This is a genomic window from Pseudomonas sp. R45(2017), from assembly GCF_002112305.1.
GTDB lineage: Bacteria > Pseudomonadota > Gammaproteobacteria > Pseudomonadales > Pseudomonadaceae > Aquipseudomonas > Aquipseudomonas paraglycinae.
In genome coordinates, this window is sequence record NZ_NEHH01000004.1 from 256,927 (window position 1) to 280,919 (window position 23,993).

The 23,993-nt window shown below is 61.5% G+C and carries 20 protein-coding genes; 11 read left to right on the forward strand and 9 right to left on the reverse strand.

From position 1 onward, the window contains the following. Positions 1-121: 121 nt before the first annotated feature. The 8 genes from phaZ to CAF74_RS11340 form a co-directional block, all read right to left on the reverse strand. Positions 122-976 carry a poly(3-hydroxyalkanoate) depolymerase gene (phaZ, locus tag CAF74_RS11300; RefSeq protein WP_007952412.1) on the reverse strand — a complete coding sequence of 285 codons (855 nt, stop codon included), beginning with the start codon at positions 974-976 and terminating at the stop codon, positions 122-124. Positions 977-1,131: 155 nt separating this feature from the next. Continuing rightward, positions 1,132-2,811, reverse strand: a complete 1,680-nt coding sequence (phaC, locus tag CAF74_RS11305; protein WP_039772445.1) for a class II poly(R)-hydroxyalkanoic acid synthase — start codon at positions 2,809-2,811, stop codon at positions 1,132-1,134. Positions 2,812-3,069: 258 nt separating this feature from the next. Then, entirely contained in the window at positions 3,070-3,441 is a 372-nt protein-coding gene (locus CAF74_RS11310; RefSeq protein WP_085746409.1) for a gamma-butyrobetaine hydroxylase-like domain-containing protein, read from the reverse strand. Positions 3,442-3,518: 77 nt separating this feature from the next. Continuing rightward, positions 3,519-4,856 (reverse strand): ATP-dependent protease ATPase subunit HslU, encoded by a 1,338-nt coding sequence (gene hslU, locus CAF74_RS11315; RefSeq protein ID WP_007952406.1) that lies wholly within the window; start codon positions 4,854-4,856, stop codon positions 3,519-3,521. Between the two features lie 55 nt (positions 4,857-4,911). After that, complete coding sequence (hslV, locus tag CAF74_RS11320; RefSeq protein ID WP_003196958.1) at positions 4,912-5,442, reverse strand: ATP-dependent protease subunit HslV; 531 nt, start codon at positions 5,440-5,442, stop codon at positions 4,912-4,914. 258 nt (positions 5,443-5,700) lie between these two features. Then, positions 5,701-6,417 carry an SPOR domain-containing protein gene (locus tag CAF74_RS11330; RefSeq protein ID WP_039772438.1) on the reverse strand — a complete coding sequence of 239 codons (717 nt, stop codon included), beginning with the start codon at positions 6,415-6,417 and terminating at the stop codon, positions 5,701-5,703. Position 6,418: 1 nt separating this feature from the next. Further along, a complete protein-coding gene (gene argS / locus CAF74_RS11335) occupies positions 6,419-8,155 on the reverse strand; it encodes an arginine--tRNA ligase (protein WP_085746411.1) in 1,737 nt (578 codons plus the stop codon). A 142-nt stretch (positions 8,156-8,297) separates the two neighbouring features. Continuing rightward, positions 8,298-10,517, reverse strand: coding sequence for a primosomal protein N' (locus tag CAF74_RS11340; protein WP_085746412.1), 2,220 nt, complete (start codon positions 10,515-10,517; stop codon positions 8,298-8,300). Positions 10,518-10,685: 168 nt separating this feature from the next. Between CAF74_RS11340 and rpmE the strand changes: the two genes are divergently transcribed. The 4 genes from rpmE to CAF74_RS11360 all read left to right on the forward strand — a co-directional run bounded on the left by rpmE (position 10,686) and on the right by CAF74_RS11360 (position 14,520). Continuing rightward, entirely contained in the window at positions 10,686-10,904 is a 219-nt protein-coding gene (gene rpmE / locus CAF74_RS11345) for a 50S ribosomal protein L31 (protein WP_064592895.1), read from the forward strand. 41 nt (positions 10,905-10,945) lie between these two features. Next, positions 10,946-11,728 carry a thermonuclease family protein gene (locus CAF74_RS11350; RefSeq protein WP_085746413.1) on the forward strand — a complete coding sequence of 261 codons (783 nt, stop codon included), beginning with the start codon at positions 10,946-10,948 and terminating at the stop codon, positions 11,726-11,728. A 185-nt stretch (positions 11,729-11,913) separates the two neighbouring features. After that, positions 11,914-13,182, forward strand: coding sequence for a malic enzyme-like NAD(P)-binding protein (locus CAF74_RS11355; protein ID WP_007952395.1), 1,269 nt, complete (start codon positions 11,914-11,916; stop codon positions 13,180-13,182). A gap of 195 nt (positions 13,183-13,377) precedes the next feature. Next, entirely contained in the window at positions 13,378-14,520 is a 1,143-nt protein-coding gene (locus CAF74_RS11360; RefSeq protein ID WP_085746414.1) for an IS481 family transposase, read from the forward strand. Between the two features lie 167 nt (positions 14,521-14,687). Here CAF74_RS11360 and CAF74_RS11365 read toward each other — a convergent pair whose 3' ends face one another. Continuing rightward, positions 14,688-17,132, reverse strand: coding sequence for a penicillin-binding protein 1A (locus tag CAF74_RS11365; RefSeq protein WP_371857333.1), 2,445 nt, complete (start codon positions 17,130-17,132; stop codon positions 14,688-14,690). Positions 17,133-17,352: 220 nt separating this feature from the next. Between CAF74_RS11365 and CAF74_RS11370 the strand changes: the two genes are divergently transcribed. The 7 genes from CAF74_RS11370 (at position 17,353) to aroB (ending at position 23,991) form a co-directional block, all read left to right on the forward strand. Beyond that, entirely contained in the window at positions 17,353-18,417 is a 1,065-nt protein-coding gene (locus CAF74_RS11370; protein ID WP_085746416.1) for a pilus assembly protein PilM, read from the forward strand. Then, positions 18,417-18,983, forward strand: coding sequence for a PilN domain-containing protein (locus CAF74_RS11375; RefSeq protein ID WP_085746417.1), 567 nt, complete (start codon positions 18,417-18,419; stop codon positions 18,981-18,983). The genes CAF74_RS11370 and CAF74_RS11375 overlap by 1 nt, the downstream gene beginning before the upstream one ends. After that, the gene (gene pilO / locus CAF74_RS11380; RefSeq protein ID WP_085746418.1) at positions 18,980-19,603 is read left to right on the forward strand and encodes a type 4a pilus biogenesis protein PilO; all 624 of its coding nucleotides are present in this window, start codon (positions 18,980-18,982) and stop codon (positions 19,601-19,603) included. The genes CAF74_RS11375 and pilO overlap by 4 nt, the downstream gene beginning before the upstream one ends. Continuing rightward, on the forward strand, positions 19,600-20,124 hold the full coding sequence (locus tag CAF74_RS11385) for a pilus assembly protein PilP (RefSeq protein WP_007952383.1): 525 nt from the start codon (positions 19,600-19,602) through the stop codon (positions 20,122-20,124). The genes pilO and CAF74_RS11385 overlap by 4 nt, the downstream gene beginning before the upstream one ends. Before the next feature lie 14 nt (positions 20,125-20,138). Then, entirely contained in the window at positions 20,139-22,217 is a 2,079-nt protein-coding gene (gene pilQ / locus CAF74_RS11390) for a type IV pilus secretin PilQ (protein ID WP_085746419.1), read from the forward strand. 4 nt (positions 22,218-22,221) lie between these two features. After that, positions 22,222-22,740: a shikimate kinase AroK gene (gene aroK, locus CAF74_RS11395; protein WP_045121685.1), complete on the forward strand. Its 519-nt coding sequence runs from the start codon at positions 22,222-22,224 to the stop codon at positions 22,738-22,740. 150 nt (positions 22,741-22,890) lie between these two features. Further along, positions 22,891-23,991, forward strand: a complete 1,101-nt coding sequence (gene aroB, locus CAF74_RS11400; protein WP_011332082.1) for a 3-dehydroquinate synthase — start codon at positions 22,891-22,893, stop codon at positions 23,989-23,991. Positions 23,992-23,993 lie beyond the last annotated feature (2 nt).

Below are 23,993 nucleotides of genomic sequence, written 5' to 3' on the forward strand. Positions count from 1 at the left end.
AACAAACACACCGAACCAGAACACCATAGACGCTGTTGCGGGTTGCTGCCTGCGTGGCCTCCTGCCACGCACCTGTCCAGACGCGTTGCAAAACGCTGTCCAGAAATCCGTGCCGGGACGGTTATCCGCCCAGCGGTGTCGGGTGCGGATGCATCACCGCACGCTGACGTTCCTCCTGGAGGAATTTCATGATGATCGGCGCCACCGCCTCGGCCCGGGTAATCAGGAACAGGTGCCCGTCGTCGATGATGTGCAGCTGCGCGTTGGGGATTCGCCAGGCGAGCATGCGCATGTTGATCAGCGGGATCAGCGGGTCGTCATCGCCGGCCAGCACCAGCGTCGGCTGGTGGATCTTGTGCAGCCAGTGAATGCTGGTCCAGCCCAGGCCCGCGAACAGTTGCCAGTAGTAACCGAGCTTGCCCGCCGAACGCACCTTGGCCGCATGGCTGGCGGCGAGTGTCGGGTCGCGGCGGAACGAGCCGCCGTAGATCATCGGGGCGATGCGGATCACATGGGACGGCTGGATATAGCGCCGCGGGCTGGCCATCATCCACAGCACTTTCGGCTTGCCCGGCACCATCACCGCACCGGCAGCGGTCGCCGCCAGCACCAGCTTCTTGCAGCGCTCGGGATAGTCGTAGGCGAACTGCTGCGCCAGCGCGCCACCCCAGGACACGCCGATCACGTTGACCTGTCCGTAGTCGAGGTAATCGAGCATCCGCGCGGTGAGTTTCGCCAGCCCCGGAAAGCGATACGGTCGGCTCGGCGTCGAGGAACCACCGACACCGGGCACGTCGAAGGCGATCACTTCCAGATCCGGATCCAGCGCCGCGACAAAAGGAAACACCAGCTCCAGGTTGGCGCCGATGCCGTTGAATATCAGCAAGGGCGTCAAGTGAGGCTTGCCGGGGCGGACCGCCGTACGGATGGTCTGGCCATCCAGCTCGACGGTTCGAAAGATGAACGGGTGCGGCATGCTTCAAGGCCCTGTGGGTCGATCTCAATGTCAGCCTCAATCCCCTGTGGGAGCGAGCCTGCTCGCGATAGCGGTGTATCAGTCAGCACATTGTTCCGGCTGTCGACGCCATCGCGAGCAGGCTCGCTCCCACAGTGTGGGGCGAGGTGTGTCGGTTACCGCTCGTGAACGTAAGTGCCCGGTGAAGCTTCGCCTGCCGGATACGCCTTGTTGCCCAGCTTGGTCGGCGCCTTTTTCAGCTCGCCCGAACGCGCGGCCTGCCACGCCTGCCAGTACAGCCACCAGGAATCGGCGTGCTTGGTCGAGTTTTCCTGCCAGTCATCGGCATTGGCGGTCATTTCATCGCTGGTCATGTAGCGCGATTTCGGGTTGCCCGGCGGGTTCAGAATGCTCTGGATATGCCCGCTGCTCGACAGCACGAATTCGACCTTGCCACCAAACAGCTGCGCCGACTTGTAGCAGGACTTCCACGGGGTAATGTGGTCGTTGGTGCCGGCCAGCGAGAAGATGTCGGCGGTTACCTGCTTGAGGTCGATCGGCGTGCCGCACACTTCCAGTGCATTGGGGCGGATCAGTGGGTTGTTTTTGAACATCTCGATCAGGTCGCCGTGGAACGCGGCCGGCAGTCGAGTCGTATCGTTGTTCCAGAACAGGATGTCGAACACCGGCGGCTCGTTGCCGAGCAGGTAGTTGTTGACCCAGTAGTTCCAGATCAGATCGTTCGGGCGCATCCAGGCGAAGACCTTGGCCATGTCTTTGCCTTCGAGCACGCCGGCCTGATACGAATGGCGCTTGGCGGTTTCCAGGGTCTGCTCGTCGACGAAGAGCGCGACGTCGCTGTCCAGCGTTGTATCGAGCACGCTGACCAGCAGGGTCAGGGCGTTGACCTTGTTCTCGCCGATCGCCGCGTAGTGGCCGAGCAGGGCGGTGCAGGTGATGCCGCCGGAGCAGGCACCGAGCATGTTGACGTCCTTGCTGCCGGTGATCGCGGTGACCACGTCGACCGCTTCCTTCAGGGCTTCGATGTAGGTCGAGAGGCCCCACTCACGCTGTTCCTTGGTCGGGTTGCGCCAGCTGACGATGAAGGTCTGCACATTGTTGCGCAGGCAGAAACGCGCCAGGCTCTTATCCGGGCTCAGGTCGAATACATAGAACTTGTTGATCTGCGGCGGCACCACCAGCAGCGGGCGCTCGTGCACTTGCTCGGTGATCGGCTTGTACTGGATCAGTTCCAGCACATCGTTGCGAAACACCACCGCGCCTTCGGTCACGCCAAGGCTCTTGCCGACCTCGAACGCGCCCATGTTGACCTGGCTCGGCATGCCGCCGTTGTGCACCAGATCCTTGGCCAGATGCGAGAGGCCGTCGAGCAGGCTCTTGCCGCCGGTCTCGAAGAAGCGTTTGACCGCCGCCGGGTTGGCCGCCGTGTTGGTCGGCGCCATGGCCTCGGTCATCAGGTTGATCACGAAGTGGCCGCGCGCGATGTCCTTGGGCGAGAGGCTGCTGTCGTCGATCCAGGCATGGAGTTCCTTGCGCCATGCCAGGTAGGTTTGCAGATAACGTTTGTACAGCGGGTTCTGACTCCACGCCGGATCGACGAAGCGACGGTCATCGCCCGCCGGTTGCAGGTCTGATTTGCCGAACAGCACGTTCTTCAGTTCGAGGCCGAACTGGGTGACGTGTTTGACACTATGGATCGGTTGTTTGATGGCCTGGGTCAGCACCATTCGAGCAGAGGCCAGCAGATCCTTTCCGCGAAGCCCAACGACAGGATTCAGCCCCAGGGTGTTTTCCGAGGCCTGGTACTTCAAATCATCGTTATTCTTGTTACTCATCTACGACGCTCCATTGTCCTGAGACGAGTACCCGGTTTTCTGCTGTGCAGTTCCACAGCCAATGCCAGGTACTACTGCTCGGGTGACCGTTGATTCTGCATAGCTGCTTTACAGTCGTAGAGCACTGCAGGGAACTTGCCAGTTCCATTGGTTACCCGAGATTGATTTTTTTCGCAAGCAGCCGATCCCGGGCCGCTTTAGCGGAGCATTCAAACAGATGAATCTAGAAAATGCCCTCTAAACAGTCCGAGGCGCGGACTAGAGCATCAGCTTGACGACGGACTGGTCCGGGTCGCGGGTTTTGCCGGCAGCTTTGAGTTCGGCCAGATAATCCGCCCAGAGTGCGTCATGACGTCGCCCCAGCTCGTACAGATAATCCCAGGTGAAAAGACCGCTGTCGTGACCGTCGTCGAAGGTCAGTTTCAGTGCGTACTGACCGGCCGGTTCTACCTTGGTCAGGCCGACGTTCAGCTTGCCGAATTGCAGGATCGGTTTGCCGTGGCCCTGAACCTCGGCGGAGGGGGAATGCACGCGCAGGAATTCGGCGGGCAGGGTGTATTCCTCGCCGGACGCGTATTTGAGCGACAGGGTTTTCGAGGCTTTGTGCAGTTTGATGTCGGTGGGAAGCATAGAAAAAAGCCTTTAGCTGCAAGCTACAAGCGGCAAGCTTAACTCAGCTTGCCGCTTGTAGCTCGGAGCTGGCAGCTCTACAGAATATAACGGGACAGGTCTTCGTTCTGCGCCAATTCGCCCAGGTGGCTGTTGACGTATTCGGCGTCGATCTGGATCGCCTTGTCGTCGTGGGCGCTGGCCAGATCGCCGGCACTGAACGATACCTCTTCCAGCAGACGCTCGAGCAGTGTGTGCAGGCGACGGGCACCGATGTTCTCGGTCTTCTCGTTGACCTGCCAGGCGATTTCCGCCAGACGCTTGATACCTTCCGGCTGGAACTGGATGTTCAGGCCTTCGGTTTTCAGCAGCGCGCAGTATTGCTCGGTGAGCGAGGCATGCGGTTCGCTGAGGATGCGTTCGAAGTCCTGCGGGCTCAGGGCCTTGAGTTCGACGCGGATCGGCAGACGGCCTTGCAGCTCCGGAACCAGATCGCTCGGCTTGCTCAGGTGGAACGCACCGGAGGCGATGAACAGGATGTGGTCGGTCTTGACCATGCCCAGCTTGGTGTTGACGGTGCAGCCTTCGATCAGCGGCAGCAGGTCACGCTGCACGCCCTCGCGGGACACATCGGCGCCGCCGACATTGCCGCGCTTGGCGACCTTGTCGATCTCGTCGATGAACACGATGCCGTGCTGCTCGACCGCTTCCAGGGCCTTGGCCTTCAACTCTTCTTCGTTGACCAGACGACCGGCTTCTTCATCGCGTACCAGCTTCAGCGCTTCCTTGACCTTGAGCTTGCGGGCCTTCTTCTTGCCCTTGCCCATGTTGGCGAACAGGTTTTGCAACTGGTTGGTCATTTCTTCCATGCCCGGAGGCGTGGCGATCTCGATGCCGGCCATTTCGGCGACTTCGATCTCGATTTCCTTGTCGTCCAGCTGACCTTCGCGCAGGCGCTTGCGGAACAGTTGGCGAGTGTTGGAATCCTGGGTCGGCGCTTCTTCGTTGCTGAAACCCATGCGTGCCGGTGGCAGCAGGGCGTCGAGAATACGGTCCTCGGCGGCGTCTTCGGCACGGTGGCGAACGCGGGTCATTTCCTGCTCGCGCAGCATCTTGATCGCGGCGTCGGCCAGATCACGGATGATCGATTCGACGTCACGGCCGACATAGCCGACTTCGGTGAACTTGGTCGCTTCGACCTTGATGAACGGTGCGTTGGCCAGCTTGGCCAGACGACGGGCGATCTCGGTTTTACCGACACCGGTCGGGCCGATCATCAGGATGTTCTTCGGGGTCACTTCAACGCGCAGCTCTTCAGGCAGCTGCATGCGGCGCCAGCGGTTGCGCAGGGCAATCGCGACGGCGCGCTTGGCATCGTCCTGGCCGATGATGTGGCGGTTGAGTTCGTGGACGATTTCGCGGGGAGTCATGGACATAATAATTGACGGTCCTCAAGCAGAAACAAGCCGTGGCACAGGGGCCGCGTCAGGCTTATTCAGCGAGATCCTGCTCCTCAATGGTCTGGGTGTGGTTGGTGAATACACAGATGTCGCCGGCGATGCCGAGAGCGGTCTCGACGATTTCGCGGGCCGACAGGTCGGTCTTCTTCAGCAGCGCGCTGGCGGCGGCTTGCGCGTAGGCGCCACCGGAACCCATGGCGATCAGGCCGTCTTCGGGTTCGACCACGTCACCGTTGCCGGTGATGATCAGGGATGCGTCCTTGTTGGCGACCGCGAGCATCGCTTCGAGGCGGCTCAGGGAACGGTCGGTGCGCCACTCTTTGGCGAGTTCGACGGCGGCGCGAACCAGGTGACCCTGGTGTTTTTCAAGCTGGCCTTCGAAACGTTCGAACAGGGTAAAGGCGTCGGCGGTGGCACCGGCGAAACCGGCGATGACTTCGCCGTGGTACAGGCGACGAACTTTCTTCGCGTTGCCTTTCATCACGGTGTTGCCGAGAGAAACCTGGCCGTCGCCGCCCATGACGACTTTGCCGTGGCGGCGGACTGAAACGATGGTGGTCAAGGGAAGAGTCTCCACACTGCGGGGCGAAAATGCCTTATGCCCATTCATATGGGGGTGGTGGAGAGGATTTCAACTGCGGGGCGGGAGAGGGGACGAGCGGTGGTTTGCAAGTGATCGCTCCCACGCAGAGCTACATGATCGTTCCCACGCTCCGCGTGGGAATGCCTCAATGGACGCTCCGCGTCCCTGCGGCAAGGGACGCGGAGCGTCCCGGGCTGCATTCCCACGCAGAGCGTGGGAACGATCGGTGGGGGAGGATCAGCGGCTCTGGCGTTGTTGTAACAACAGGTTGCTGAAGCCCGCGCCCGCCAGTTGTTTCTGGGCGGTGGTCAGCTGTTCGCGGTTGCTGAACGGGCCGACCAGTACGCGGTACCAGGTTTCATCCTTGACCGTCCCGGACTCAACCGCGACCGCCTGGCCGAGCAGAATGATCTGCGCGCGGACCTTGTCGGCATCTGTCTCTTTGCGGAACGAGCCGGCCTGCAGGAAGAACTTGGTCACCGGTGCAGCCTTGGTCACCGGTGGCGCTGGTGGCGGGGTGATCCCGGCCAGTGCAGCCTGTGCGCGTGCGGTGTCGATTTTTGCCGCTTCCGCCGGGGTCACCGGCGTGGTCGGGATTGCCGGCACTTGTGGCGTCGGCAGGGTTTTCTCCGGCACGGCATCAGGCGGCACGATCACTTCCGATTCCGGCAGCAGGGTGTAGAAGTCGTACTTCGGCTTCACCGGTTGCGTCGGGCTCGGCGGGGTCTTGTTGGCCTCGGCGATCTTGCTGGCTTTCTGTTGTTGCTGTTGCTCGACCTTCTCGCGCTTGACCGTGTCGCTGCCCTTGCCCGGCTCCAGTTTCATCAGGAACACGATGAACGCGCCGACCGTCAGGCCGATGGCCATCCACAGCCAGCCCGGAATCGGCTGCTTCGCTGGAGCTTGGTAACGGCTGGCGCCACGCTTGGGTGCAGGTTTTTTCTTGGCAGCCAACTTACATGCGCTCCAGGGTTTCCAGGCCGAGCAGTTCCAGGCCTTGCTTGAGGGTACGGCCGGTCAGCGCGGCAAGGCGCAGACGGCTTTGCATTTGTGCCGGGGTGTCGGCGGCGAGGATCGGGCAGTTCTCGTAGAAGCTGGAGAACAGACCGGCCACGTCGTACAGGTAGGTACACAAGGTATGTGGCGTGCCCTTTTCCGCAACGTTGTTCAGCACTTCACCGAACTGCGCCAGTTTGGCTGCCAGTTCCTGCTCGTGCGCGGCTTCGAGGACGATCTGGCCGTCGACTTCGCTGAAATCCTTGCCCAGTTTGCGGAATACGCCGGCCACGCGGGTGTAGGCGTACAACAGGTATGGCGCAGTGTTGCCTTCGAAATTGAGCATCAGGTCGAAGTTGAAGCTGTAGTCGCTGGTGCGGTGCTTCGACAGGTCGGCGTACTTCACCGCGCCGATGCCGACCACTTTGGCGATCGCGCGCAGTTCGTCTTCGGCCAGTGTCGGGTTTTTTGCCTTCACCAGGCTGTAGGCACGTTCCTGCGCTTCGGTCAGCAGATCGATCAGCTTCACGGTGCCGCCATCACGGGTCTTGAACGGACGGCCGTCGGCGCCGTTCATGGTGCCGAAGCCCATGTGTTCCATTTCCATCGGATGGGTCACGAAGCCGGCCTTGCGCGCCACGGCGAACACTTGCTGGAAATGCAGGGCCTGACGCTGGTCGACGAAGTACAGCGCGCGGTCGGCCTTCAGCTTGCCGCTGCGATAACGCACGGCCGCCAGGTCGGTGGTGGCATACAGGTAGCCGCCGTCAGCCTTGACGATGATCACCGGCAGCGGCTCGCCTTCGGCGTTCTTGAATTCGTCGAGGAACACGCACTGGGCGCCGTTGCTTTCGACCAGCATGCCGGCGGCTTTCAGGTCGTTGACCACGTTGATCAGGTCGTCGTTGTAGGCGCTTTCGCCCATCACGTCGGCCATGGTCAGTTTGACGTTGAGCAGTTCGTAGATCTTCTGGCAGTGCGACAGCGAGATGTCCTTGAACTTGGTCCACAGCGCCAGGCACTCGGCATCGCCAGCCTGCAACTTGACCACCAGACCACGGGCGCGGTCGGCGAATTCCGGAGATTCGTCGAAGCGTTGCTTGGCGGCGCGGTAGAAGTTTTCCAGGTCCGACAGTTCGTCGCTGGTGATCGGGTTTTCCTGCAGGTACGCCATCAGCATGCCGAACTGGGTGCCCCAGTCGCCGACGTGGTTCTGACGGATCACGGTGTCGCCGAGGAATTCGAGTACCCGCGCCACGCCGTCGCCGATGATGGTCGAGCGCAGATGGCCGACGTGCATCTCTTTGGCGAGGTTCGGTGCCGACAGGTCGACCACGGTGCGTTGCGCCGGGCCGGCCTTGCGCACGCCAACGTGAGCGTCGGCCAGTGCGGCGTCGAGGCGCGAGGCCAGCGCTTGAGTGTTCTGGAAGAAGTTGATGAAGCCGGGCCCGGCGATTTCGGCCTTGGTGACGTTCTCGTCAGCCGGCAGGGCGGCGATGATTTTCTCCGCCAGGTCGCGGGGCTTCATGCCCGCAGGCTTGGCCAGCATCATCGCGATGTTGCTGGCGAAGTCGCCATGGGTCTTGTCCCGGGCGTTTTCCACCTGGATCGCCGGCGTCAGGCCTTCAGGCAACACACCTTCGTTGACGAGTTGGGTGAGGGCTTGTTGGATCAGCTGGCGAATGGTGTCTTTCATGGTCTTCTCTTTCGACCGCAAGCGCGGCGGCGCATCGATGCGCGGGTGGAAAAACTGGGCATTATCCGTTGCGAAGACGGGCTTGCCAACCTTAGCAGGCAGGATGTGGATGTGTGGTGACAATTCGGCCGGTTTTGCCCGGTCAGTACAGATCCACCGGATCGACATCCAGCGACCAGCGCACCGCACGGCCGCTTGGCATCTGCTCCAGTACCAGCAGCCAGCTCGCCAGCAATCGGTGCAGCGGCGCCCGGGCCGTGGCCTGCAACAGCAGCTGCGCGCGGAAGCGTCCGGCCCGGCGCTCCATCGGCGCTGGCACGGGTCCCAACAGTTCAATGCCGGTCAGGTTCTGTTCGACCAGCAAACGCTCGGCCTCGCTGCACGCCTCATCAAGAAAGCCTTCGGCCTGCCCCGGCTTGTGCGCTTCGGCGCGCAGCAGGGCGAGGTGGGCGAACGGCGGCAGGCCGGCGGCGCGGCGTTCGCTCAGGGCCTGCTCGGCGAAGGCGAAGTAACCCTGCTCGGTCAGTTGCACCAGTAAAGGATGGTCTGCGAGGTGGGTCTGGATGATCACCTTGCCCGGTTCTTCCGCCCGCCCGGCCCGGCCGGCAACCTGCACGATCAACTGCGCCATGCGCTCGCTGGCGCGGAAGTCACCGGAAAACAATCCGCCGTCGGCATCGAGGATCGACACCAGCGTCACCCGAGGGAAATGGTGACCCTTGGCCAACATCTGGGTGCCGACCAGAATGCACGGCTGACCTTTCTGGATCGTGGCGAACAACTGGTTCATCGCGTCCTTGCGCGACGTGCTGTCCCGGTCGACGCGCAACACCGGATAGTCCGGGAACAGAATCGCCAGCCGTTCCTCGGCCCGCTCGGTACCGGCGCCCACGGGCCGCAGATCGACCTTGTTGCACTTCGGGCACTGGCGCGGCACGCGCTCGACGTAACCGCAGTGGTGGCAGCGCAGTTCGCCGTAGCGCTGATGCACGGTCATCCGCGCATCGCAGCGCTGGCATTCGGACATCCAGCCGCAATCGTGGCACAGCAGAGTCGGGGCAAACCCCCGGCGGTTGAGGAACACCAGCACCTGCTGGCCGGCGGCGAGGGTCTGGCCGATGGCTTGCTGCATCGGCCCGGAAATGCCGCTGTCCAGTGGGCGACTTTTCACATCGAGGCGCAGGAAACGTGGCTGCTTGGCGCCGCCGGCCCGTTCGTTCAGGCGCAGGAGTCCGTAGCGGCCGGTGTAGGCGTTGTGCAGGCTTTCCAGGGATGGCGTCGCGGAGCCGAGCACGATCGGGATGTTTTCCTGCCGCGCCCGCACCAGCGCCAGATCCCGCGCGTGATAGCGCAGGCCTTCCTGCTGTTTATAGGAGCCGTCGTGTTCTTCATCGATGATGATCAGCCCCGGATTTTTCATCGGGGTGAACAGCGCCGAGCGGGTGCCGATAATAATGTCGGCCTCGCCGTCACGGGCGGCGAGCCACGCGTCCAGACGATCACGGTCGTTGACCGCCGAGTGCAGCAGGGCGATGCGTGCATTGAAGCGTTGTTCGAAACGGGCGAGGGTCTGCGGGCCGAGGTTGATCTCCGGAATCAGCACCAGCGCCTGCTTGCCGGCCTCGAGGGTTTCGCGGATCAGCTGCAAATAGACTTCGGTCTTGCCGCTGCCGGTGACCCCGGCGAGCAGGAACGCGTGATAACTGTCGAACCCGGCGCGGATCGCCTCGTACGCGGCGCGCTGCTCGCTGTTGAGCGGCAGTTCGGGCTGGGCCAGCCAGTGTTCATGGCGCGCGCCGGGGGCGTGGCGGCGCACTTCGACTTGCACCAGATCCTTGGCCAGCAGCAAATCGAGGCTGTCCTTGCTCAGCATCAGTTTGCTCAGCAACTGATGGGCGACGCCGTGAGGATGCTGGGCCAGCGTCGCCAGGGCTTCGCGCTGGCGCGGGGCGCGAGCGATGCGCGGGTCATCGAGGCTGGCGCCGGGAGCGGCGGACCAGAAGCGTTCCTGCCGAACCTCGGCCAGTTCGCCCTGACGCAACAGCACCGGCAGCGCCCAGCTCAGCGTGTCGCCGAGGCTGTGCTGATAATACTGAGCCGTCCACAGGCATAGCTTGAACAGCGCCGGCGGTAGCGGAGCGGTGGCGTCGAGCAGGGCCAGCGCCGGTTTGAGCTTTTCCACCGGCACTTCGCTGGTGTCGGTGACTTCCACCAGAATCCCGATCATCTCCCGCCGACCGAACGGCACCCGCAGGCGCATGCCCGGTTGCAACTGCGAACGCAGCACACCGGCCGGGGCCCGATAGTCGAACAGGCGGCGCAGGGGCGAAGGCAGGGCGAGGCGCAGAATGGCGTCGGGCACGCGGAGGATTCTCATAGGCGGGGCGGTGGAGAAGGCCGGGAGCCTAGCAGACGGTCGGTCTCAGTGACAGCTTGCGTGATCGGGATTGTCTGGTAGAATCCGCGGCCTAATTACGTGCGGTATTCAACAATCGTGTTGGATGGCGGCACGCCAGCTGAGGAAAACACCATGAAAGCCGATATCCACCCGAATTACCCAGAAGTTGCAGTAACTTGCAGCTGCGGCAACAAGTTCGAAACCCGTTCGACCTTCGGCAAAGCCCTGTCGATCGACGTTTGCAACGAGTGCCACCCGTTCTACACCGGTAAGCAGAAGACTCTGGACACCGGTGGTCGCGTTCAGAAGTTCGCCGACCGTTTCGGTGCTTTCGGCGCGAAAAAGGCCTAAGGCCCTTCATTCTGGAAAACCTCAGCGGCTTTTCCGGTCTGATGAAAAAGGCGTCCCTTGCGGGCGCCTTTTTTGTGTCCGCGATTTGGCTCTCCTCCGTTCAGGCCTTCTGCCCGGCGCCGACCGGTCTGGACAGCGCCACGGTTCAGCGGGTGGTCGACGGCGACACCCTGCGCCTGATCGACGGGCGCAATGTGCGGATGATCGGCCTCAATACGCCCGAACTCGGCAAGCAGGGCCGCAGCGACGAGCCGTTTGCAGTGGCCGCGCGCAAGCGCCTCGAAGCCCTGGTCGCCGAGAGCGACGGGCGGGTAGGCCTGCGACTCGGCGTCGAGTCCAGGGACCGTTACGGGCGAACACTGGCCCATGTTTTCAGCGCCAGGGGTGAGAATCTCGAAGCGCAGATGCTCGCCGATGGCCTCGGTTTCCAGGTTTCGGTAGCGCCAAATGTAGATCTGGTCGATTGTCAGCAAGCCGCTGAACGCCGCGCGCGACAGGCCGGGCTTGGCCTGTGGAAACGCTCACCTGTACTGAAAGCGGAGCAGATCGAGCGCTCGGGTTTCGCGCTGGTCAGCGGGCGTGTGAGCAAGGTTCAACGCAATCGCGGCGGAATCTGGATCGAGTTGCAGGACAAGCTTGTACTGCGCGTTGCACCCAATCTGCTGCATCGCTTCGATGGCGCCTCTCTGCAGGCATTGAAGGGCAAGCAGATCGAGGCTCGTGGCTGGGTGGTCGACCGTTCCCGGCGCGGTGGACTGAAATCAGGTCAGGCGCGCTGGTTGCTGCCGCTGACCGATCCTTCGATGCTCCAGCCGTCCCGCTGAATAAAAAAGTTGTAGACATTTTTTCTGTCAATTGTGAACAGTCTAACCCTTGTGCGCCGTGGCTCTTGGCCCAAAGTCGTAGGGCAGGGCGCTTGACAGGGGTGACCGGGCAGTCTTGTGGGGACTTTGCGAGGCGCGTATCCTCGCTGACCAGTCTGTCCAACAGTAAAAAGCGGAATGCCAAAATGTCTGATCTGAAAACTGCCGCTCTCGAATATCATGCCAATCCTCGTCCAGGAAAGCTGAGTGTCGAGCTCACCAAGGCCACTGCTACCGCCCGCGACCTGTCGCTGGCCTACAGCCCCGGCGTAGCTGAACCAGTGCGCGAGATCGCCCGCGATCCTGAACTGGCCTACAAGTACACCGGCAAGGGCAACCTGGTTGCAGTCATTTCCGATGGCACCGCGATTCTGGGCCTGGGTAACCTCGGCCCACTGGCTTCCAAGCCAGTGATGGAAGGTAAAGGCGTGCTGTTCAAGCGCTTCGCCGGCATCGACGTCTTCGACATCGAAGTCGACTCCGAAAGCCCGCAAGCCTTCATCGACACCGTAAAACGCATTTCCATCACCTTCGGTGGCATCAACCTGGAAGACATCAAGGCGCCTGAGTGCTTTGAGATCGAGCGCGCTCTGATCGAGCAGTGCGACATTCCGGTATTCCACGATGACCAGCACGGCACCGCGATCGTGACCGCTGCGGGCATGATCAACGCCCTGGAAATCGCTGGCAAAACCCTTGCCGACGCCAAGATCGTCTGCCTGGGCGCTGGCGCAGCCGCCATCTCCTGCATGAAATTGCTGGTGAGCATGGGCGCCAAGGTCGAGAACATCTTCATGGTTGACCGTACTGGCGTGATCCACGCTGGCCGTGACGACCTGAACCAGTACAAGGCTGTGTTCGCTCACCCTACCGAGAAACGCACCCTGGACGACGCCATCGAAGGCGCTGACGTATTCGTCGGCCTGTCGGGTCCGAACCTGCTGAGCGCCGAGCAACTCAAGCGCATGGCGGCCAACCCGATCGTCTTCGCATGCTCCAACCCGGATCCGGAAATCTCCCCGGAACTGGCTCACGCCACCCGTAACGACGTGATCATGGCCACCGGCCGTTCGGACTACCCGAACCAGGTCAACAACGTACTGGGCTTCCCGTTCATCTTCCGTGGTGCCCTGGACGTTCGCGCCAAGCGCATCAACGAAGAAATGAAGATCGCTGCCGCCAACGCCCTGCGCGAACTGGCCAAGCTGCCGGTTCCTCAGGAAGTCTGCGACGCCTACGGCGGTATCTCCCTGGAATTCGGCCGTGAGTACATCATTCCGAAGCCAATGGACAAGCGCCTGATCACCGTGATCTCCGACGCCGTGGCCAAGGCCGCGATCGAGACCGGTGTGGCGACCCTGCCGTATCCGAAGAACTACCCGCTGAAAAGCGTGGATGACGTGTTCAACGGCTAAGTCGTTGTAGCGCTTCATGAAGAGCCCCGCTTTTTAAGCGGGGTTTTTTTGTCCGTGAAAATGCGTTCCAGCTTCAAGGGCGGCCCTCACCCTAACCCTCTCCCAGTGTATGTACCGGAGACATAGTGGACAGGTGTTAGGAGACATGGTGGACACTTTTAATAGACACATCGCTCATCGCGAAGGAGATGGCCTGTGTCTTGGGAAGAGGTGTCTACCGTGCAGCTACGTACAGAATTCGTGCTTTTGGCTCGGCAAGAAGGGGCCAATGTTCGGCAGCTTTGCCGTCGATTCAACATCAGCCCAAGCACTGCCTACAAATGGCTCAGCAGGTTTGAAAAATCAGGGGCCGAGGGGCTGAACAATCAGTCACGACGACCGAAGACGTCACCCAAACGTTGTGCTGACGAGGTGGAGAAGCAGATTCTGAACGTGAGTCAGGAGTACGCGGCTTGGGGCGCTCGCAAGCTCAAACGCGTGCTGGAAGACAAGGGTTTAGTGATGCCTTCCGTCAGCACCGTGCATGCGGTTTTACAGCGTCATTCGCGCGTTGATCCAAAGGCCGCCGAGATCAAACCGTTCATCCGTTTCGAGCATGACGCACCCAATGATTTGTGGCAGATGGACTTCAAGGGACACGTCGGTATGCGTCATGGCCGCTGCCACCCTTTGACGATATTGGATGACCATTCCCGCTTCTCGTTGTGCATCGCCGCTTGCGCCAATCAACAACGCCAAACCGTGGAAGAACAGCTTGTTGGAGTGTTTCGCCGATACGGTCTGCCGCAACGCATGACCATGGATAACGGTTCGCCATGGGGTGACCAAACCGGGGTCTACACCGCCCTGGAAGTCTGGCTGATGAGACAGGGCATCCGGGTCAGCCACTCCCGGCCCTACCATCCACAAACGCAGGGCAAGATTGAGCGATTCCATCGCAGCTTGAAGGCCGAAGTTCTGCAGAGTCAGTGCTTTATCGACCTCGTCGGAGCACAAAAAGCCTTCGATATCTGGCGAGAAACTTACAATCAGAAGCGCCCGCATCAAGCCTTGGGAATGGGGGTTCCAGCGAGCCGCTACAGCAGTAGCCCGCTTGAATACCAAGAGACCCGGCCTGTCCTGGAGTACGCGGAAGGAGATTTGGTCAGGAAAGTTCAGGGCAATGGCGAGATGTACTGGAGAAGCAGCCAATTCCTGATCGGAAAGGCCTTCATCGGGGAGCTGATAGCGATCAGGGGAACGACAGAGGATGGCATCTACGATGTCTACTGGAGCAGACATCGCATTGCCCGAATTGACTTGATTCAACAGACCGTTGTATCAGGTAAGCGGATTTGAAAACCGTCCACCATGTCCCCGAACATGTGTCCACCATGTCTCCGGTACATACACTGGGAGAGGGCTAGGGTGAGGGCGGCCTTTGATGTGAAACGCCATTCTCGGTACGACAGAAAACAAAAAGCCCCGCACTTCTCACGAAGGCGGGGCTTTTTGGCAGTTGAGGATCAGAACAGATCGATCGGCGCCTGTTCATCCGCCGGCAGCGGACTGCCCGGAACTGTGCCGTTGCCGATCTCATTGACCGACGGTGGCGTGTCCTCAGCCTTGAACAGCTCGAAGTACGCGCCTGGTGTGCTCGGCGATGCCGCGCGACCGCTGACCGGATCGACCCGCAGGCTGAGGATGCCTTCCGGCTCCGGCTGGACATGCGGTGGCTTGTCCTTGAGCGCGGCGGCCATGTAGTTCATCCAGATCGGCAGTGCCACGGTGCCGCCGAACTCCCGGCGACCGAGGCTTTCCGGCTGGTCGAAACCGGTCCACACGGTGGTCACGTAGTCCGCGTTGTAGCCGGAGAACCACGCGTCCTTGGATTCGTTGGTGGTACCGGTCTTGCCGGCGATGTCGCTGCGGCCCAGGGCCAGTGCGCGACGGCCGGTGCCGAGCTTGATCACGTCCTGCAGCATGCTGTTGAGGATGTAAGTAGTACGGCCATCGACGATACGCTCGGCGACTGCTGGAGCTTGCGGCACAGCCGCGCTGCCCGGCGCTTCACCCGGAACCGGCGCGGCATTGACGGTAAACGATTCGGTAGCGGGTGCCGCGATGCCATCGGTGGCCGCGCCGCCCTGCGGTACGGTCGGCGGATTGGCGACGAACAGCGTGTCGCCATTGCGGCTTTCGATCTTGTCGATGATGTACGGGGTGATCTTGTAGCCGCCGTTGGCGAAGGTGCTCCAGCCGGTGGCGATCTCCATTGGCGTCAGGGTCGCGGTGCCCAGCGCCAGGGACAGGTTTGGCGGCAGGTCCTGCTTGTTGAAGCCGAAACGGGTGATGTAGTCGATGGTCTTACCCACGCCCATCGCCTGCAGCAGGCGGATCGACACCAGGTTGCGCGACTTGTACAGCGCCTCACGCAGACGGATCGGGCCGAGGAAGGTGTTGGTGTCGTTCTTCGGACGCCAGACCTTGTCCAGGTACTCGTCGACGAACACGATCGGCGCGTCGTTGACCAGACTGGCGGCGGTGTAGCCGTTATCCAGTGCGGCGCTGTAGACGAACGGCTTGAAGCTCGAGCCCGGCTGACGCTTGGCCTGCATCGCGCGGTTGTAGTTGCTCTGCTCGAAGGCGAAGCCGCCGACCAGCGAACGGATCGCGCCGTTCTGCGGGTCCAGCGACACCAGCGCGCCTTGCGCCTGCGGAATCTGGCTGAATTTCAGCGAATTGTTCGGCTGGCGCTGCACGCGAATCAGGTCGCCGATCTGTGCCACATCCGACGGCTGACGCGGGTTGGCGCCCATGCTGTTGGTATTGAGGAACGGACGGGCCCATTTCATGGTGTCCCACGCCACGTGCTCTTCGCCCGTGCGGGTCAGCACTTGCAGGCCGTTCTTGTCGACCTGAGTGACGATGGCCGGCTCGAGGCTGCTGATGGTGCGTTGCTTGGTCAGTTCGGTGGCCCAGGCTTCGCGGGTCTTGCCCGGCAGGCGCGATTCAGGACCACGGTAGCCGTGACGCTGGTCGTAGGTCATCAGGCCTTCGTGCAGCGCGGTGTTCGCCATTTCCTGGAGGTTGCTCGGCACCGTGGTGGTAACGCGGAAACCTTCGGTATAGGCGTCGCTGCCGTAGCGACCAACCATTTCCGCACGGGCCATCTCGGCGATGTACGGCGCGTTCACTTCCGGTGTCGGCACGTGATAGCTGGCGTTCAGCGGTTCGTTGATCGCGGCGGTGTAGTCGGCCTCGGTGATCTTGCCGAGCTTGTACATGCGGCCGAGGATCCAGTCGCGCCGCTCCTTGCTGCGCGCCGGGTTGGCCAGCGGATTGAAGCGCGACGGGGCTTTCGGCAGGCCGGCGATCATCGCCATCTGCGCCAGGCTGACTTCGCGGATCGACTTGCCGTAATACACCTGTGCCGCCGCCTCGATGCCGTAGGCGCGGTTGCCCAGATAGATCTTGTTCACGTACAGCTCAAGGATCTCGTCCTTGGTCAGCTGGCGTTCGATCTGCAGGGCGAGAAGGATTTCAGTGGTCTTGCGCGAGAAGCTGCGCTCGCTGGTCAGGAAGAAGTTCTTCGCCACCTGCATGGTGATGGTGCTGCCGCCGGACTGGATGTGCCCGCTCTTGACCAGTTGCGTCGCGGCACGCATCAGGCTGCTCGGATCAACGCCATAGTGATTGGCGAAGTTGTCGTCTTCAGCACTTAGTAACGCATTGATGAAATTGGGGGGAATGTCGGCGAAACGGATCGGTGTGCGGCGCATTTCGCCAAATTCTGCGATCAACTTGTTGTCGCTGCTGTAGACCCGGAGCGGAATCTGCAACTGAATGCTTCTCAGCGCCTCCACAGATGGCAAACCCGGACTAAGGTAAAGAAACGCGCCGCTGAGACCTAAAAGCAGTCCGCAGAAAACGGCGACGATGGACCAACCGAAAAATTTCAGCAGACGAATCAAGGCTTTTGGACATCCACGGCAAAGAATGAATTGGGCGACAGGGTCCCGGCTAACACACAGAACGACCCGCGCCGGCAGTAAAAAGCGGAAAAAAACGCTGGGCATTATAAGCACTTTTCCGCTGGGGGCGTCATTTGCGCTTCTGTCAAGACGGGGCGAGGGAACGCAATGCGCATTACAGAGTCCGTAACTCACGGAAAGTCATAGGGAATTGGTAGTGCTAGGACTCTTCAATAAAAAGGCCAATACGTTACTGGGGATCGATATCAGCTCCACGTCGGTGAAGCTACTGGAGCTGAGCCGTCAGGGGGAGCGCTACCGGGTCGAGGCGTACGCGGTGGAGCCGTTGCCGGCCAACGCCGTGGTCGAAAAGAACATCGCCGAGCTCGAGGGCGTCGGCCAGGCCCTGTCCCGGGTGCTGGTCAAGGCGCGTACCGGGTTGAAAACCGTGGCGGTGGCGGTGGCTGGATCTGCGGTGATCACCAAGGTCATCGAAATGGACGCCGGGCTGTCCGACGACGAACTGGAAAACCAGCTCAAGATCGAGGCCGATCAATACATTCCCTATCCGCTGGACGAGGTCGCCATCGACTTCGAAGTCCAGGGCGTTTCGCCGCGCAACCCCGAGCGGGTCAACGTGCTGCTGGCCGCCTGTCGCAAGGAAAACGTCGAAGTCCGCGAAGCGGCGCTTGCACTGGCCGGGCTGACGGCGCGGGTGGTGGATGTCGAGGCTTATGCGCTGGAGCGCTCGTTCGGCCTGCTGGCCACGCAACTGGCCGCGTCACAGGATCGGCTGACGGTGGCCGTGGTCGACATCGGCGCCACCATGACCACCCTCAGCGTCCTGCACAACGGCCGGATCATCTATACCCGCGAACAGCTGTTCGGCGGTCGACAGCTGACCGAGGAAATTCAGCGCCGTTATGGCCTGACCCTTGAACAGGCGGGACTCGCCAAAAAGCAGGGCGGCCTGCCGGACGATTACGTCAGCGAGGTGCTGCAACCGTTTCGCGAGGCGCTGGTGCAGCAGGTGTCGCGCTCCCTGCAGTTCTTTTTCGCCTCCGGCCAGTACAACGCCGTCGACCATATTCTGCTGGCCGGCGGCACGGCGTCGGTGCCCGGGCTCGATCGGCTGATCGAAGAGCGTCTGAACACCCCGACCCAGGTCGCCAACCCGTTTTCCGACATGGCCTTGAGCAGCAAGGTCAACGCCGGGGCCCTGGCGAGCGATGCGCCGGCCCTGATGATTGCCTGCGGGCTCGCGCTCAGGAGTTTCGACTGATGGCGCGGATCAACCTTTTACCCTGGCGCGAGGAGCGCCGCGAAGAACGGCGCAAACGCTTCCTGCTGGCCTTGACCGGCGTGGTGGTCGGCTCGGTGGGGGCGGTGCTCATTGCCGACCAGATCATCAGCGCCGCCATCGCGCGGCAGGTTGCGCGCAATGACTACATCGGCAAGCAGATCGCCGTGGTCGACGAACGGATCAAGCAGATCAGCGAGCTCAAGGCCCATCGTCAGCAACTGGTAGAGCGCATGCGCATCATCCAGGACTTGCAGGGCAACCGGCAGATCAGCGGGCGGATCTTCGATCAGCTGGCGCGCACCTTGCCCGACGGGGTGTATTTCACGGACGTGAAAATGGTCGGCAATACCCTGTCGATCAGCGGCGCGGCGGAGTCGAACAATCGGGTGTCCGACCTGATGCGCAACCTTGATGCCTCCGACTGGTTCGATGCGCCCAACCTCAATGAAGTGAAAGCCACCACCGCTGGCCAGGTGGATCAGGCCAACGTCTTCCAGCTGACCGTTCGCCAGACTCGACCCCGGATCGAGGAGGACGACCAATGAAGCCGTCCGAGTGGCTGGACAGCCTGCGCAATGTCGATTTCAACGACCTGGACACCAGCAACATCGGCTCCTGGCCGCCAGTGGTCAAAACCCTGGCCGGCGGGCTGTTGATGGTGCTGGTCCTGGCGCTTGGCTATAACTTTTTCATCAGTGACCTGGAGAACCAGCTCGAGCTCAAGCGTGAGGAGGAGGTCACCCTCAAGGAGCAATTCGCGAGCAAGGCGCGCATGGCGGCCAATCTGGAGCTGTACACCCAGCAGATGAAGGAGATGGAAAACTCGTTCGGTGTGCTGTTGCGGCAATTGCCCAGTGACACCGAAGTGCCGGGGTTGCTGGAAGACATCACCCGCACCGGGCTGGGCAGTGGTCTTGAATTCGAAGAGATCAAACTGCTGCCGGAGGTCACCCAGCAGTTCTACATCGAGCTGCCCATCCAGATCACTGTGACCGGTGCCTATCACGACCTTGCGACTTTCGTCAGCGGCGTGGCGGGGTTGCCTCGGATCGTCACTCTGCACGATTTCGAGTTGGCGCCAGCCAATCCCGAAGGCGGGCCGAAGCTGCGCATGAGCATTCTCGCCAAGACCTACCGCTACAACGACAAGGGGCTGCAAAAATGAGCCCGATCCGTTTTATCGCCTTGTCGGCATTGTTATTGATGCTCGGTGGCTGTGGCGGCGATGACTTCAGTGACCTCGACGCCTACATGAATGAAGTGCGCCTGCGTCCGCCGGGCAAGATCGAGCCGACCCCGACCTTCCGCTCCTACCCGACATTCACCTACAGCGCCGCCAACCTGCGCAGTCCGTTTTCGCGTCAGCTACGGGTCGATCTGGCCGGGCAGAAACACGGCTCGCGGGACGTGAAACCCGATCCCAACCGGGTCAAGCAATACCTCGAAGGTTTCAACATCGAGCAGTTCGAAATGGTTGGCACGATTGCCAACGCCTCCGGTTCCTTCGCTTTGCTGCGGGGGGCGGGCGGGGTTCATCGGCTCAAGGTCGGCGATTACCTGGGGCGCAACGACGGGCGGATCGTTGCGATCAGCGCTTCACAGGTCGAGGTGGTGGAAATCGTTCCGGATGGCCAGGGCGCCTGGCTTGAGCGGCCGCGCACCATTCCTTTGAAAGAGCACTCATAAGTGGAAGTCGAATAATGAACAGGATTTTTTCCACCCTCGGTTTTTCGCTATGGATGGCGCTGCTTTCACCGATGGTACAGGCAGCCAATCTGAAGGCGCTGGACGTCGCGGCACTGCCGGGCGACCGGGTCGAGCTGAAGCTGTCATTCGACGGCCCGCCTCCGCAGCCCAAGGGCTACACCACCGACTCGCCGGCACGGATTGCCCTCGATCTGCCGGGTGTCGCCAGTCAGCTGGCGAGCAAGACTCGCGATCTGGGCAGTGGCAATGCCCGCACGGCCACGGTGGTCGAGGCCAATAACCGGACGCGGCTGATCATCAGCCTGACGCAACTGGCGCCGTACGACACCCGGGTCGAAGGCAATACGGTGTTCGTGGTGGTCGGGCAAGGCAGCAAAGCCGTTGCCCAGCGTACGGCGGCTCGTGCGCCGCGCGCAGCACCTGCGGCAGCGCCGGTCCGCACGTTTGCGCCGACCGCCAGGGCCATTCGCGGCGTCGATTTCCAGCGTGGTACGGCAGGTGAGGGCAATGTGGTCATTGATCTGTCCGACCCGGCCATTGCCCCGGACATTCAGGAACACGACGGCAAGATCATCCTCAATTTCGCGCGTACCCAATTGCCCGAGCCGCTGCGGGTGCGCCTCGACGTCAAGGATTTCGCCACCCCGGTGCAGTTCGTCAATGCCGGTGTCAGCGGTGATCGGGCGACGATCATCGTCGAACCCAGCGGTACGTTCGACTATTCCACTTACCAGACCGACAACAAGCTGACCGTCAGCATCCGGCCGTTAACCGTCGATGACCTGCAAAAGCGCAACGCCGACCGCAACAGCTATAACGGCGAAAAGCTCTCTCTCAACTTTCAGGACATCGATGTGCGTTCGGTGCTGCAACTGATCGCCGACTTCACCAACCTCAATCTGGTGGCCAGCGATACGGTGCAGGGCGGCATTACCTTGCGCCTGCAGAACGTGCCGTGGGATCAGGCGCTGGATCTGGTGCTCAAGACCAAAGGCCTGGACAAGCGCAAGGTTGGCAACGTGTTGCTGGTGGCGCCGGCCGATGAAATCGCTGCGCGCGAGCGGCAGGAACTGGAATCGCAGAAACAGATCGCCGAACTGGCGCCGCTGCGCCGCGAACTGCTGCAAGTGAACTACGCCAAGGCTGCGGACATCGCCAAGCTGTTCCAGTCGGTCACCAGTGCCGAGGCCAAGGTCGACGAACGGGGTTCGATCACCGTCGATGAACGGACCAACAACATCATTGCCTACCAGACCCAGGATCGCCTCGACGAGCTGCGGCGGATCGTGGCGCAGCTGGATATCCCGGTGCGTCAGGTGATGATCGAGGCGCGGATCGTCGAAGCCAACGTCGATTACGACAAGAGCCTGGGTGTGCGTTGGGGCGGCTCGATCCAGAACAAGGGCAACTGGAACACTTCCGGGGTCAGCAATGGCTCGTCGACCACCATCGGCACGCCGGGCAGCACCAGCACCAATTCGCCGTTCGTCGACATGGGCACGGTCAATAACACGTCCGGGATCGGCATCGCGTTCATCACCGACAACGTCTTGCTCGACCTTGAGCTGACCGCGATGGAGAAGACCGGCAACGGCGAAATCGTCTCGCAGCCCAAAGTGGTCACCTCCGACAAGGAAACCGCGAAGATCCTCAAGGGCACCGAGATTCCGTATCAGGAAGCCAGCTCCAGCGGCGCTACGTCGGTGTCCTTCAAGGAGGCGTCGCTGTCGCTGGAAGTGACGCCGCAGATCACCCCGGACAACCGCATCATCATGGAGGTCAAGGTCACCAAGGACGAACCGGACTACCTGAACAAAGTGCAGGATGTACCGCCGATCAAGAAAAACGAGGTCAATGCCAAGGTGCTGGTGAACGACGGCGAGACCATCGTGATCGGGGGCGTTTTCTCAAATACTCAGAGCAAGGTTGTAGATAAGGTGCCATTTCTTGGCGATGTGCCGTATCTTGGCCGCCTTTTCCGGCGTGATGTGGTTTCGGAGAAAAAATCCGAGCTGCTGGTATTTCTCACTCCGCGTATCATGAATAACCAGGCGATTGCTGTGAGTCGTTGATTCTGTGCGAAATTTGATTCTTGTAGGACCGATGGGGGCTGGAAAAAGCACCATCGGCCGATTACTGGCCAAAGAGCTGCGCCTGCCGTTCAAGGATTCCGACAAGGAAATTGAACTGCGTACGGGCGCCAATATCCCGTGGATCTTCGACAAGGAAGGCGAGCCCGGCTTTCGTGACCGTGAGCAGGCGATGATCGCCGAGCTGTGCGCGTTCGACGGCGTGGTGCTGGCGACCGGCGGCGGCGCCGTGATGCGCGATGCCAACCGCAAGGCCCTGCACGAGGGCGGGCGCGTCGTGTATCTGCACGCCTCCGTCGAGCAGCAGGTCGGCCGCACCTCTCGCGACCGCAACCGGCCGTTGCTGCGCACCGCCAATCCGGAGAAAACCCTGCGCGACCTGCTGGCGATCCGTGATCCGCTCTATCGGGAAATCGCCGATCTGGTGGTGGAAACCGACGAGCGGCCACCGCGCATGGTCGTGCTCGATATTCTCGACCGCCTGCAGCAACTTCCGCCCCGTTAAAGCGCCGCACGAAATGCGCTATCCTCGGCGACCTGTAATGGCCGCCAAGGGTTGTGGCGGATGGCGTGCGAGTGGCGTCACACCAGCACATGCCGTGAACATTCGATAATTCCAGGCAGGACGCCTGCTTCATCTTCATCGTGGGGACACATGCAGACACTCAAGGTCGACCTAGGCGAGCGCAGCTACCCGATTCACATTGGCGAAGGATTACTGGACCAGCCTGAACTGCTGGCCCCGCATATCCACGGGCGGCAAGTGGCAATCATCTCCAACGAGACCGTTGCGCCGCTCTATCTCGAACGTCTGACCCGCAGCCTGGCGCAGTTCTCGGTGGTTTCCGTGGTGCTGCCCGACGGCGAAGCCTTCAAGAACTGGGAAACTCTGCAACTGATCTTCGACGGCCTGCTGACCGCCCGTCATGACCGTCGCACCACGGTGATCGCCCTCGGCGGCGGTGTGATCGGCGACATGGCCGGTTTCGCGGCCGCCTGCTACCAGCGCGGCGTCGATTTCATCCAGATTCCTACCACGCTGCTGTCCCAGGTCGATTCGTCGGTGGGCGGCAAGACCGGGATCAACCATCCGCTGGGCAAGAACATGGTCGGCGCGTTCTATCAGCCGAACGTGGTGCTGATCGATACCGCGTCCCTGAAAACCCTGCCAGCGCGCGAGCTGTCGGCTGGTCTGGCGGAAGTCATCAAGTACGGCCTGATCTGCGACGAGCCGTTCCTGACCTGGCTCGAAGACAACGTCGACGCCCTGCGTGCTCTGGATCAAACGGCCCTGACCTATGCCATCGAGCGCTCCTGCGCCGCCAAGGCTGCAGTGGTCGGCGCCGACGAGAAGGAAACCGGCGTACGGGCCACGCTCAATCTCGGCCACACCTTTGGCCACGCCATCGAAACCCACATGGGCTATGGTGTCTGGTTGCATGGTGAAGCGGTCGCCGCTGGCACCGTGATGGCGCTGGAAATGTCCGCGCGCCTGGGCTGGATCAGCGAGCAGGAGCGCGATCGCGGCATCCGCCTGTTCCAGCGTGCCGGTCTGCCGGTGATCCCGCCGGAAGAGATGACTGAAGCCGATTTTCTTGAACACATGGCAATTGACAAAAAAGTGATCGACGGTCGCTTGCGCCTGGTGCTGCTGCGCCGGATGGGCGAAGCGGTGGTGACCGACGATTATCCGAAAGAGGTTCTACAGGCCACGCTGGGAGCGGATTACCGCGCTCTGGCTCAGCTTAAAGGTTAATA

Bases quoted from the DNA above. Each gene is read 5' to 3' on its own strand.
- aroB (WP_011332082.1), top strand. From the start codon at position 22,891: ATGCAGACACTCAAGGTCGACCTAGGCGAGCGCAGCTACCCGATTCAC.
- argS (WP_085746411.1), bottom strand. From the start codon at position 8,155: ATGAAAGACACCATTCGCCAGCTGATCCAACAAGCCCTCACCCAACTC.
- phaC (WP_039772445.1), bottom strand. From the start codon at position 2,811: ATGAGTAACAAGAATAACGATGATTTGAAGTACCAGGCCTCGGAAAAC.
- hslU (WP_007952406.1), bottom strand. From the start codon at position 4,856: ATGTCCATGACTCCCCGCGAAATCGTCCACGAACTCAACCGCCACATC.
- rpmE (WP_064592895.1), top strand. From the start codon at position 10,686: ATGAAAGCCGATATCCACCCGAATTACCCAGAAGTTGCAGTAACTTGC.
- pilO (WP_085746418.1), top strand. From the start codon at position 18,980: ATGAAGCCGTCCGAGTGGCTGGACAGCCTGCGCAATGTCGATTTCAAC.
- phaZ (WP_007952412.1), bottom strand. From the start codon at position 976: ATGCCGCACCCGTTCATCTTTCGAACCGTCGAGCTGGATGGCCAGACC.
- CAF74_RS11355 (WP_007952395.1), top strand. From the start codon at position 11,914: ATGTCTGATCTGAAAACTGCCGCTCTCGAATATCATGCCAATCCTCGT.
- CAF74_RS11310 (WP_085746409.1), bottom strand. From the start codon at position 3,441: ATGCTTCCCACCGACATCAAACTGCACAAAGCCTCGAAAACCCTGTCG.
- CAF74_RS11375 (WP_085746417.1), top strand. From the start codon at position 18,417: ATGGCGCGGATCAACCTTTTACCCTGGCGCGAGGAGCGCCGCGAAGAA.
- CAF74_RS11385 (WP_007952383.1), top strand. From the start codon at position 19,600: ATGAGCCCGATCCGTTTTATCGCCTTGTCGGCATTGTTATTGATGCTC.
- CAF74_RS11350 (WP_085746413.1), top strand. From the start codon at position 10,946: ATGAAAAAGGCGTCCCTTGCGGGCGCCTTTTTTGTGTCCGCGATTTGG.
- pilQ (WP_085746419.1), top strand. From the start codon at position 20,139: ATGAACAGGATTTTTTCCACCCTCGGTTTTTCGCTATGGATGGCGCTG.